At 43.6% G+C, this 12,072-nt stretch carries 11 protein-coding genes; 4 read left to right on the forward strand and 7 right to left on the reverse strand.

Features of this window, described 5'->3' with window-relative positions; all coding sequences use genetic code 11:
• Nucleotides 1-210 precede the first annotated feature (210 nt).
• The 4 genes from dpaL (at nucleotide 211) to arcC (ending at nucleotide 5,442) form a co-directional block, all read left to right on the forward strand.
• A complete protein-coding gene (gene dpaL, locus LJE09_RS03190) occupies nucleotides 211-1,440 on the forward strand; it encodes a diaminopropionate ammonia-lyase (RefSeq protein WP_022381424.1) in 1,230 nt (409 codons plus the stop codon).
• A gap of 145 nt (nucleotides 1,441-1,585) precedes the next feature.
• Nucleotides 1,586-2,896, forward strand: coding sequence for a YgeY family selenium metabolism-linked hydrolase (locus tag LJE09_RS03195; protein ID WP_025581111.1), 1,311 nt, complete (start codon nucleotides 1,586-1,588; stop codon nucleotides 2,894-2,896).
• Nucleotides 2,897-3,102: 206 nt separating this feature from the next.
• On the forward strand, nucleotides 3,103-4,296 hold the full coding sequence (ygeW, locus tag LJE09_RS03200) for a knotted carbamoyltransferase YgeW (protein WP_008703264.1): 1,194 nt from the start codon (nucleotides 3,103-3,105) through the stop codon (nucleotides 4,294-4,296).
• Between the two features lie 201 nt (nucleotides 4,297-4,497).
• On the forward strand, nucleotides 4,498-5,442 hold the full coding sequence (gene arcC / locus LJE09_RS03205) for a carbamate kinase (RefSeq protein WP_008703267.1): 945 nt from the start codon (nucleotides 4,498-4,500) through the stop codon (nucleotides 5,440-5,442).
• Here arcC and LJE09_RS19095 read toward each other — a convergent pair.
• From LJE09_RS19095 to xdhA, 7 genes are all read right to left on the reverse strand, one after another.
• Nucleotides 5,378-5,671, reverse strand: a complete 294-nt coding sequence (locus tag LJE09_RS19095) for a DUF6783 domain-containing protein (protein ID WP_368196351.1) — start codon at nucleotides 5,669-5,671, stop codon at nucleotides 5,378-5,380. The two genes, arcC and LJE09_RS19095, sit on opposite strands and share 65 nt — an antisense overlap.
• Before the next feature lie 175 nt (nucleotides 5,672-5,846).
• Nucleotides 5,847-6,533: a nucleotidyltransferase family protein gene (locus LJE09_RS03210; protein ID WP_022381426.1), complete on the reverse strand. Its 687-nt coding sequence runs from the start codon at nucleotides 6,531-6,533 to the stop codon at nucleotides 5,847-5,849.
• A gap of 6 nt (nucleotides 6,534-6,539) precedes the next feature.
• Nucleotides 6,540-7,256, reverse strand: a complete 717-nt coding sequence (gene yqeC / locus LJE09_RS03215) for a selenium cofactor biosynthesis protein YqeC (RefSeq protein WP_055059498.1) — start codon at nucleotides 7,254-7,256, stop codon at nucleotides 6,540-6,542.
• Complete coding sequence (gene yqeB / locus LJE09_RS03220; RefSeq protein ID WP_055052752.1) at nucleotides 7,216-8,094, reverse strand: selenium-dependent molybdenum cofactor biosynthesis protein YqeB; 879 nt, start codon at nucleotides 8,092-8,094, stop codon at nucleotides 7,216-7,218. Before yqeB ends, yqeC begins: the two co-directional genes overlap by 41 nt.
• Nucleotides 8,091-8,591, reverse strand: a complete 501-nt coding sequence (gene xdhC / locus LJE09_RS03225) for a xanthine dehydrogenase subunit XdhC (RefSeq protein ID WP_008703273.1) — start codon at nucleotides 8,589-8,591, stop codon at nucleotides 8,091-8,093. The genes yqeB and xdhC overlap by 4 nt, the downstream gene beginning before the upstream one ends.
• On the reverse strand, nucleotides 8,588-9,472 hold the full coding sequence (gene xdhB, locus LJE09_RS03230; RefSeq protein ID WP_227310961.1) for a xanthine dehydrogenase subunit XdhB: 885 nt from the start codon (nucleotides 9,470-9,472) through the stop codon (nucleotides 8,588-8,590). Before xdhB ends, xdhC begins: the two co-directional genes overlap by 4 nt.
• Nucleotides 9,473-9,487: 15 nt before the next feature.
• Nucleotides 9,488-11,761 (reverse strand): xanthine dehydrogenase subunit XdhA, encoded by a 2,274-nt coding sequence (xdhA, locus tag LJE09_RS03235; protein ID WP_055052750.1) that lies wholly within the window; start codon nucleotides 11,759-11,761, stop codon nucleotides 9,488-9,490.
• Nucleotides 11,762-12,072: the final 311 nt, after the last annotated feature.

The following is a 12,072-nucleotide window of genomic DNA, read 5'->3' on the forward strand; positions in this document are numbered from 1 at the left end:
TTTACTGTCTATCCTGTAAAAATAAAACGAACATTACTCATTATTTTATCATATCCAAATCCTTATATCAATGTACAAATTATGAAACCTAATTTTTTTTTGAAAAACCTAAAAATTTTTGTATTTTTCTATTGCAATTTTTAAAATATATGGTATGATAGAATCACAAGTTAAGGAAACCAAATGATAATTTTTAAGGGAGGTCATTTTATGACAGAAGGATTAAAATGGACTGTAAACGAGGTTCCGAAATCAGATGATAAACACCTGGAACTGATGTCCGAAGAAAATGTAAAGAAAGCAAATGAGTTCCACAGAAGTTTCCCACAGTACAGTGTGACGCCTCTTCAGAACCTTTCATCCCTTGCGAAATATTTAGGAGTAAAAAATATTTTCTGTAAGGATGAATCCTATCGCTTTGGCTTAAATGCTTTCAAAGTACTTGGAGGTTCTTATGCAATGGGCCGCTATATCGCAAAAGAACTTGGACGTGATATCAGCGAGCTGCCATACAATGTTCTCTCTTCTGATAAATTAAGAGAAGAATTCGGACAGGCTACATTCTTTACTGCAACAGACGGTAATCATGGACGTGGAGTTGCATGGGCAGCTAACCGCCTTGGACAGAAAGCAGTTGTAAGAATGCCTAAGGGAACAACAAAGACTCGTTTCGATAACATTGCCAAAGAAGGTGCTACTGTTACGATCGAAGAAGTAAACTATGATGACTGCGTAAGAATGGCTGCAGCAGAAGCTGCCAAAACAGAACATGGTATCATCGTTCAGGATACCGCATGGGACGGATATGAAGAAATTCCATCCTGGATCATGCAGGGATACGGAACACTGGTTCTTGAGGCTGACCAGCAGTTAAAAGAAATGGGTGTTGAACGTCCGACACATGTATTTGTTCAGGCCGGTGTTGGTTCTTTAGCAGGTGCCGTAGTCGGTTATTTCGCTCATAAATATAAAGATAACCCGCCGGTTATGGCTGTCTGTGAAGCAAGTGCTGCTGACTGCCTGTACCGCTCCGCTGTTGCAAAGACAGGAAATCTGGTAAATGTTACAGGTGATCTTCAGACAATTATGGCCGGTCTTGCATGCGGTGAGGGAAATATGATCGGATGGGATATCCTGAAAAATCACGTAGATGTATTTGCATCCTGTCCTGACTGGATGAGCGCAAAGGCAACACGTATCTACGCTAATCCACTGGGAGATGATCCACACGTTGTCTCTGGTGAATCCGGTTCCGTTCCGCTTGGTTTCTGCTTCACTGCTCTTCACGATGAAGATGCAAAAGACTTAAAAGAAGCGCTGAAACTGGATGAGAATTCCGTAGTACTTGTTATTTCCACAGAAGGTGACACTGATCCTGTTCGCTACCGCGAGATCGTATGGGACGGATTATACGGAACAAACGAATCTTTAAGCAAATGATGTTTTTGGTGAACACAGACAGGTAAGTGGTATGGTTATCTCGAAAATGATATACCAGTAACTAATAATATGATATCAGATTAGGGGCAAAATACCTTTTGACCCTAACATCATAATATTTTATACATATTGGGAGGGTAAAAAAATGGATTACGCAAAAATTAACGAAGCTGCAATGGGTTATAAGGATGATATGACTAAGTTCCTTCGCGATCTGGTTCGCATTCCTGGCGAAAGCTGCGGAGAAAAAGGACATATCATGAGAATCAAAGAGGAAATGGAAAAAGTCGGATTCGACAAAGTTCAGATCGATCCGATGGGCAATATCCTCGGCTACATGGGAACAGGTAAAACTCTCATTGGTTTTGACGCTCATATTGATACAGTCGGTATCGGTAATATCAAGAACTGGGAATTTGATCCATACGAAGGTTTCGAATCTGATGAAGAAATTGGCGGACGTGGAACATCTGACCAGATGGGCGGTATTGTTTCTGCAGTATACGGTGCTAAGATCATGAAAGACCTTGGTCTTTTAAACGATAAATATCAGGTACTTGTGACAGGTACTGTACAGGAAGAAGACTGTGACGGTCTCTGCTGGCAGTACATCATCCATGAAGATGGTGTTCGTCCTGAATTCGTTGTTTCCACAGAACCAACAGACGGCGGTATCTACAGAGGACAGCGTGGACGTATGGAAATCCGCGTAGATGTAAAGGGTGTTTCCTGCCATGGTTCCGCTCCGGAACGTGGTGACAATGCAATCTACAAAATGGCTGATATTCTCCAGGATATCCGCGCATTAAACGAAAACGATGCTGCTGATACCACAGAGATCAAAGGTCTTGTAAAAATGCTTGATGAGAAATACAACCCTGAATGGGAAGAAGCACGTTTCCTTGGACGTGGCACTGTTACTACTTCCGAAATCTTCTTCACATCCCCAAGCCGCTGTGCAGTAGCTGACTCCTGCTCTGTATCTCTTGACCGTCGTATGACAGCAGGCGAAACATGGGAAAGCTGCCTGGATGAGATCCGTGCTCTTCCGGCTGTACAGAAATATGGCGACGACGTAACAGTATCCATGTATGAATACAACCGTCCGTCCTATACAGACCTTGTATATCCGATCGAGTGCTACTTCCCGACATGGGTAATCCCGAAAGATCACAAAGTAACACAGGCTCTGGAAGAAGCATATAAAGGACTGTACGGCGAAGAGCGTCTCGGAAATGCTGAGACAGAAGGCATGAGAAAAGCTCGTCCGCTTACAGACAAATGGACATTCTCTACTAATGGTGTAACAATCATGGGACGTAACAGCATTCCTTGTATCGGATTCGGACCTGGTGCAGAAGCACAGGCTCATGCTCCGAACGAAAAAACATGGAAGATCGACCTTGTAAGATGCGCTGCTGTATACGCTGCTCTTCCAACTGCATACTGCAAATAATAAATAAATTTTCAAATTTTTTTAGGCGACGGATTTCCTATCATCCTAAAGGCTTAATATGTGTCCGGACAGAATCCCTGCTGTAACAGGCAGGGACACAAGATAAACAGATACAGCCGGATAACCGGTGTTCTGCCAAACGCAGAGATTCAATTATTTCATATCAGGAAAGGATAAGCTATCAAAGCATAGCAGGTATTGATTTTATGAAAACATTACAGGATTACATTGATAAATTAAACAGCTTAAACTTCAAAGAAATGTACAACAACGATTTCTTCTGGACATGGGACAAAACAGATGATGAACTGGAAGCTGTTTTCACAGTTGCTGATGCTCTCCGTTTCATGAGAGAGAACAATATCTCCACAAAAGTATTCGAGAGTGGTCTTGGAATCTCTATCTTCCGCGATAACTCCACACGTACACGTTTCTCTTTTGCTTCCGCATGTAACCTTCTTGGTCTGGAAGTACAGGATCTTGATGAAAAGAAATCTCAGATCGCTCATGGTGAAACTGTTCGTGAAACAGCAAACATGGTGTCTTTCATGGCTGATGTGATCGGTATCCGTGATGATATGTACATCGGAAAAGGACATGCTTACCAGAAAGAATTCATGGAAGCTGTTACAGAAGGAAACAAAGACGGTATCCTTGAGCAGAGACCTACTCTTGTAAACCTTCAGTGCGACGTTGACCATCCGACACAGTGTATGGCAGATATGCTGCACATCATCCATGAATTCGGCGGTGTTGAGAATCTGAAAGGCAAAAAGATCGCTATGACATGGGCTTACTCTCCATCCTATGGTAAACCACTCTCCGTTCCGCAGGGCGTTATCGGTCTGATGACACGTTTCGGCATGGACGTTGTTCTTGCTCATCCGGAAGGATATGATGTAATGCCGGAAGTTGAAGAGATCGCCAAAAAGAATGCTGAGAAAAACGGCGGATCCTTCACAAAGACAAACGATATGGCTGAAGCTTTCAAAGATGCTGATATCGTATATCCAAAGAGCTGGGCTCCATTTGCAGCTATGGAAAAACGTACAGACCTTTATGCAGAAGGCGACTTCGACGGAATCGATAAATTAGAGAAAGAACTTCTTGCACAGAATGCACAGCACAAAGACTGGGCCTGCACAGAAGAACTTATGAAAACAACAAAAGACGGAAAAGCTCTTTACCTGCACTGCCTGCCGGCTGATATTACAGGTGTAAGCTGCGAAACAGGTGAGGTTGACGCTTCTGTATTCGATCGTTACAGAATCCCGTTATACAAAGAAGCAAGCTTCAAACCATACATCATCGCTGCTATGATCATGCTTTCCAAATTTGAAAATCCACAGGATATCCTGAAGAAACTTGAAGTCAAAGCAGCTCCAAGAATCCTGAAATAATCAGGCGCAGATTAACAGTTGGATTGCAGTAATATTCCAGCTGCTTTCAAACAGATATTTAATTTTGAAAGCAGTTTCAGAATTTAAATATATTGAAAAATAGTACTCATCATATTGTATAGCAGGCGGGGCTGTCGCAGAAAGCACACAATCTTTATTGCGGCGGCCCTCTTTGCCTTTAAAATCAGGAGGTTTTTACAAATGTTTACAAGAAAAAGAATCGTTATTGCGCTCGGTGGGAACGCTCTGGGAAATACTCTCCCGGAACAGATGGTAGCTGTAAAAACTACTGCAAAAGCATTATGCGATCTGATCGAAGAAGGTCATCAGGTTGTTGTTGTACATGGAAACGGGCCACAGGTTGGCATGATCAACAATGCCATGTCTGCTCTCTCCAGAGAAGATGAGAATCAGCCAAACACTCCTCTCTCTGTCTGTGTTGCCATGAGTCAGGCTTACATCGGATATGATCTGCAGAATGCTTTGAGAGAGGAACTTCGAATCAGAGGATTTGTCCGCACACCTGTCGTCACTGTTGTCACTCAGGTTCGTGTAGATCCCAATGATCCTGCTTTTGAAAATCCATCCAAGCCGATCGGCAAATTCCTGACAAAAGAGGAAGCAGACCATCAGGCCAAGGCATATGGACATATCATGAAAGAAGACGCAGGGCGTGGTTATCGTCGTGTAGTTGCATCTCCAAAGCCTGTTGAAATCGTTGAACAGGATGCGATCAACAGTCTTGTGGATGCAAATAAAATCGTTATCTGCTGCGGTGGCGGCGGAATTCCCGTTGTTCTTAACGGACATCATCTCAAAGGTGCATCAGCAGTTATTGATAAGGATTATGCAAGCTGTCTCCTGGCCAAAGAGCTGGATGCAGATATGCTTATCATTCTTACAGCAGTGGAGAAGGTTGCTGTAAACTTCGGCAAGGAAAACGAAGAATGGCTGGATGACATCACTGTAGATGACGCTAAGAAATATATTAATGAGGGACAGTTTGCCCCAGGTTCCATGCTCCCGAAAGTTCAGGCTGCCGTTGATTTTGCAAGCTCCAAAGAAGGAAGAACTGCCATGATCACTTTACTTCAGAAAGCCAAAGACGGTATCCAGGGAAAAACCGGAACCAAAATCCATCTTTAATCTGTTCAGCAGATATCTTATTATATATCAGCTGTTTAATACTGATATATATAACTGCCACATATTCAGGATATCTGCCATATAGCGAAATAATTGCGCAAAAAAAGTTCCGGTGACCTCGCCCGGAACTTTTTTTGTGATGAGTGGACCAGAGTGTCTGGAAAATCATTCCTGCAATCTGCACGCCCCACTTTTCGGTATATTTTGACATACATCTTGCGGAAAGCATTTTTCAGACACACTTTAGTACATCGTTTTCGAAATAACTATACCACTCACTTGTCTGCGAATCCGATTGCACAGGTCTAAAAGCCTCAGCGTAGCCCGCTACGCCTGCGTTTTTATACCAGCACACTCGAATCCGCATCCTACGCGATTGGTATAGTTATTTACGAAACGATGTACTAGTGGACTGCTATAGATTCATAATAATCAATATCTTCCAGTTCCCTGCCTGCTTCTATCTCATAAATCTGTGTATCATCCAGATGTTTCATGATCACTTTTTTACCGCCTTTATCTCCTTCCAGAGAAAGCAGCTCATTGTAATATTTCCTGTCAAAAATACATGGATTTCCCATTTTCCCCTGACAGGAAACACAGGCGATTCCTTTGGAAGTGTTTAAAAACACATGGATCAGTTCACAGATTGTCTCACTGGTAAGCCAGGGCTGATCAGACACAGTAAAAAGCACTGCATCTGCATCCAGGCTGGCATTCAGACCGATTTTTACAGAGGAAGAAATTCCATCTTCCGGATGGGGATTATACAAAACCTGTATTTCCTTTGTTTTCACTGCTTCTGCAATGGCATCATATTGAGTAATAACAATAATATTACAGATTATTTTTGCTGTGATATTATTTCTGTACAGGTTATTTAACTGAACAATATCTGAATTATTATCATTATTATTATCCTCAGTAATATCTGAATATTCCGAATAGATATTTTCTATTTTCTTCTTTGTATCATCCAGTTGTTCCAGCACATGTCGATACATAGGTATTCCGTCTATTTCATATAACAGTTTATTTGCCCCAAAACGGCGGCTGTTTCCAGCCGCCAGCATGATCATTGCAATTTTCAAAATAATTTATTCCTCCAAAAGGCTTCCGTAAGCCGCTACTGTATTCTTCCTTTCCAGTTCCTCAACAATGTGCTCTGCAGGTTCTTTCTCTTTGAGTATATCTGACTTGTTCAGATACACTCTGTATACTCTTTCTTCCACATCCTTAAAAAGTCCGCAGATAGAAGTCGCAATCTTTACAATATCTTCTTCAGTGATCGGAGCTTCTAGACTTTTCCTGAGAAATTCCGAGGTACGTTCCATACGGTAAGCACTCTGACTGATTGGCTGCCCCAGACAGTCCAGCCCGATCACACTGATCACAATGTCCGCACATCTGGGGATTACAGGCTCCCATTTCTCCGGGACTTTTACCGGATGATGCTTTGCTCCGTCCGCTTCCACAAGCATTACATCGCATAATTCTCTCAGTTCTTCCAGTTTTTCATCTGTCAGAGACGCATATTTACCTGTGTCCTCCTCATATTCCGCAGCAATCACATATCTTTCTTTGTCCAGAAGTTCTTTTACCCTGACTGCATCTCCGCCCCTGGCAAACGGAAGTTCAGATTCTCCTGCCATATGGGTGGTCGTGGTAATGATCACTCTCTTTCCCTTATCGATCAGTTCATCTGTAAGGCGGTAGATCAGGCTGGTTTTGCCGCCGCCGCCAACTACAGCGATCACAGGGTATTTTTCATAATCAATCTGCAGCAGTTCCAGAAAATCGACCTGGTGCTTCATATGGCATCACTCCTTCTGAAAGCAGGATTTCCAATACACTGCCGGCAATACAGCGGGCTTTGTCGGAAATCGTGAAACAGTTTTTCTTTTGTTCTTTGCGCGGATCAATATCTGCAATTTTCATCCCCTTCGGCACTGTAAATCCATCTCTGATCATGCCACGCAAAACTCCTGTAAGAGAAGCCCTGACAGGTGTATCTCCGATCCAGGCAAGGACCTGATCCTTCTCCACGATATCTGCAATCTTTGAGATACAATGGATTTCCCCTGTAGCAGGAGCATGGAGCACGCGCTCTTTTCCAAATCCTCCAATGATACCCGGAACTCCTGTGTTTGGCATAGCAGCGCCTTTTGTGATGATCCTGGCAAGATTGTGGCCTCTCATAGTCTCCACTACATAATCCACATCCTCACCTGCCACAAATCCCGGTCCAAGACCAACGGTTAGATCTGCCATCTCTCTGGTGGTTCCAAGATTCTTTTTTGCAAGAATTGCATCTATCAGTGCTGCAGGTCTGTATTTCTTAAGGACAGTTCCTTCTGTGTCTGCCATAAGAGGAATCTCCCCGGCTTTCCAGACTGCCTCGCATTCCTCTACACTGTCAACTTTTCTGCAGAGAACTCCTTCCACAGAAGACTGCCCGTCGTAAACAGCCTCGCAAAAAGAAACCATTCGCCTGATCGCAGTGGGTTTCTCACATTCCAGTACCAGAAGACGGTAGCCGCATCGGTATAATCTGTGGATCGTACCGCTGGCCAGATCACCGCCACCTCTTATTATTACAACATTTTCCGGTTTATTGTCAGATTTTGGGACATTTGTGTATCTGTTTGTCATCTTACTGTCTTTCCTCTTCTTGTCTCATTTTCATCCATTACTTTTTCCACCGCATTTACAATGTTCTCATAACCTGTGCAGCGGCAGAGATTTCCTGCCATATGTTTCCGAATCGCATCTCTTGATAATTTCTCTCCACGTTCCAGTAAAACAGTGGCAGACATGATAAATCCGGGAGTGCAGAAACCGCACTGTATGGCACCTTCTTCGATAAATGCCTCCTGAATCCTGGTAAGTTCTCCGTTTTTCTCCAGACCTTCCAGTGTACGGATATTTTTACCCTCCGCCCAGACTGCCAGATAAATACAGGAGTCAATAGTCTCTCCGTCTATGATTACTGTACAGGCACCACATTCTCCTACTTCACAGCCCTTTTTTACAGAAGTCAGTCCAAGCCGGTTGCGAAGCATATCAAGCAGTGACTCCCTTACATCTACATATTCTTCAACTTCTCTTCCGTTTACTGTACATCGTACAAGCTGCATCTGCTTTTTCATATGCGGTCACCTCCTGCAAGTTCTACGGTACGTCTCAATGCCCGTGCCGCAATTTCTCCGCCAATCTGAAGACGAAATGCCTTGGATGCTCTCCAGGAATCTCTCGGATTGATTTCCTCCCGGATCAGCTGTGCTGTCTTTTCATAAAGGCTTTCTTCTATCTTCATGCCCTTCAAAGTCTCTTCTGCCTTTGTGCAGCGGTACGGAACCGGAGCTGCAACTCCAAAGGTAATGCGCACATCTTCTATCACTCCTGCCTGTTGATCTACCTTGCCCACCACACTACAGCTGATCGTTGCGATATCCATGGCATTTCGCATGGAATACTTAATATAATGACCATGATACCCTTCATATTCTTTTGCAGGAATGATCACATAGGTCAGGATCTCTCCCTGCCGCAGATCCACCCTGCCGGGTCCAAGATAGAAATCTTTTACAGGTACAAGACGGCCTTCCTTTCCATCTTCCAGCCTCAGCAGTGCGTTCAGGGAAAATACGGTCGGTGCACTGTCCGCACTGACTGCTCCGTTGCAGATGTTTCCACCGATAGTACCAATATTTCGTACCTGTGGTCCTCCTACCTGATCTACAGCCTCGCCAAGAACCGGAATATATTTCCTGATAATTGCATCATTTGTTATATGTGAGAAGACAGTTCCGGCACCAATATAAATATCTCCGTTATCCGCCATTTTTACACCCTGGATTTCTTTGATCCCATGGATGCTCACCAGAGAAGTTCCGGCAAATTTTCCCTCCCGGATTTTGATCAGCACATCACTTCCTCCGGAAATGATCCTGGCATCCGGATGTTCATTCAGTAATCTCACAGCATCTTTTACACTTTCAGCCTGATAATAGTTCTCAATATCGTACATAAAATCCCCTCCCCTCTAAATAAGTCCGGCCCTTATAAAGCCATCGATCAGTCTCTGTGGTGTCAGAGGATTTTCATTAAAGGCTACACCTGTTGCATGAAGTACTGCATTACGGATTGCCGGTGCACCCGGAATTGCCGGCGGTTCACCCAGTGCTTTGTTTCCGAAAGGTCCAATCGGATCATCAAGTTCCACAAAATCTGCCTTGATATCAGGAGTATCCATCATTGTCATCAGTTTATAGTCCAGCAGGGTTCCGTTCAGTGGTCTTCCTGTTTTCTCATCCAGAATGAGCTGCTCTGACAGACCGTATCCCATTCCCATAGACATACCGCCCTGTACCTGCATTTCAGCCAGTTTCGGATTAATAAGCTTACCGCTGTCATGCACATTAATGATATGAAGGATTTTGATCTTGCCAAGCTTTATATCAACTTCCACTTCAGCAAAGCAGCATCCTGTAGCAATCGTATTTTTCTTTACCTGCTCGGAAACCTCTGCTGTAATAACAGAAGAATTGCCAAGACTGTAATAACTTTCCAATGCAAGATTTCCAAGAGATATTGCCGGATCCTTTCCTGCCATGATCCATCCATGATCAAGCCTCAGTTTCCTTGTCTCTTCAGGCAGCAGCTCTTTTGCATAAGCCAGAATCTTTTCCTTCAGAAGATTTGCGCAGTCTTTAACAACTGTTCCTGTTACAAACGACTGTCTGGATGCATAGGCACCGGTATCAAATGGCGTTACATCAGTATCCTGGACTGTCTGGATATGAATATCACTGATATCCATATTTAAAACCTCAGCCGTCATCTGGGAAAATACCGTATCAGCACCCTGACCGATTTCAGTAGCTCCCAGCATCAGGCCAACACTTCCATCCTGATTCAGAGTCATTCTTGCACCTGCAATTTCCAGTGAGATCGGCCATACACCCGTCTTATAGGAGAAAAGTGACATTCCGACGCCTCTGCGGATATTACCTGTCTGGTTTGTATATTCTTTTCGTTTTTCTTCCCAGTGGATATAATCTGCACCTTTTTCCAGACATTCAAAAATCCCGTTGGTGTTTGCTGCGATCGGCTTCAGGTAAGCATCCTCATAATATCCTTTGATAAGATTTTTCTTTCTGAACTCCAGAGGATCCATCCCGATCTCTTTTGCAATATCATCCATAAAGCACTCAATTGCAAAACATACCTGCGGGATCCCGTATCCACGCATCGCTCCGCCTACCGGTGTATTCGTATAGACAGTATATGCTTCTCCTTTGATATTCGGACATGCATACTGCAGCCTCCAGGCAGTCAGGCCATTGGCTGCTATGGCGTGTCCATGGGAGGCATATGCTCCCTGATTGGAAATAGCCAGCATATCCTTTGCCAGAAGATGCCCCTCACTGTCAACACCTGCCGTCAGATCATACTCAATAGAATGACGGGTTCTGGTGTTGCAGAAAGTTTCCTCTCTGGTTATATCGAGTTTGACCGGTCTGCCGCCAACCTGCGTGGTAAGAAACGCATTTAACGGTTCATACAGCACATCCTGCTTATTTCCGAATCCTCCACCTATGTATGGCTTAATGACTCTGATCTTTCCCCATGGGATTCCAAGAGCCTGCCCGATCACACGCCGGACAATATGCGGAATCTGAGTGGAAGTCACAACTATGATCCTGCCATTTTCCATGTATGCACAGGAAATCGGATTCTCAATGTGGCAGTGCTGCACGATCGGGGTTTTATAACTGCGTTTTATAACTGTTTCGGATTCCTTCAGCCCTTCTTCCACATTTCCGATAAAGTAATTGGAACGGACAAGTACATTATCCTTTTTGTCGAGATGGATTGGCGGTTTGCTTCCATACATGGATTTACGCGGATGGATTTCTACCGGATATTCTTCATATTCAACTTCGATCAGGCGCAATGCCCTCTGGGCTGTGATTTCATCTTCTGCCACTACAGCAGCAATATCATCTCCGTAATAACGGACTCTTCCGGTAAGGATATTGCGGTCTGCAACATCCTGATGTGCCAGCTCCACAGACCAGGGATGTCCCGGCGTAGGATAACAATGATTCGGTACGTCTTTAAAAGTAACCACTTTTACTACGCCGTCCAGAGCCTCTGCTTTACTGGTATCGATTGATTTTACGATACCGTTTCCGATCTTTGCGTGATAGATTTTTGCCACCAGACAGTTGGCAGGAACCAGGTCATCAGTAAATTTTGCACGTCCTGTAACTTTGTCATAGGCATCTACTCTTGGAACACTCTTTCCAATCATGTTTTCACCTTCTCTGTATTTATTTTTGGTTATTATATAGAAGGAGCCGGACACACCCCAAGGTATCTGTCTGTTCCCCTCAGGACTTATGTCCGGCTCCGAACCATGCTACTTTCCTTCACCTTTTTTCTGACATCAGGCGAATTTACTTTTTATTTGCATAATTGTTATCTGTTTTCTGATTTAAGTATAGCATATTTGGATATGAAATTGCAATCTTTTATTCAATTTTTACGTATTATTTTCCTATTAACGAAGTTGTTTGATTGGGTTACTGTTCACTGAGAATATCCTTTGTAATGTATTACTAA

It is taken from the genome of Blautia sp. DFI.3.45 (assembly GCF_020593505.1).
Taxonomy (GTDB): domain Bacteria; phylum Bacillota; class Clostridia; order Lachnospirales; family Lachnospiraceae; genus Blautia_A; species Blautia_A wexlerae.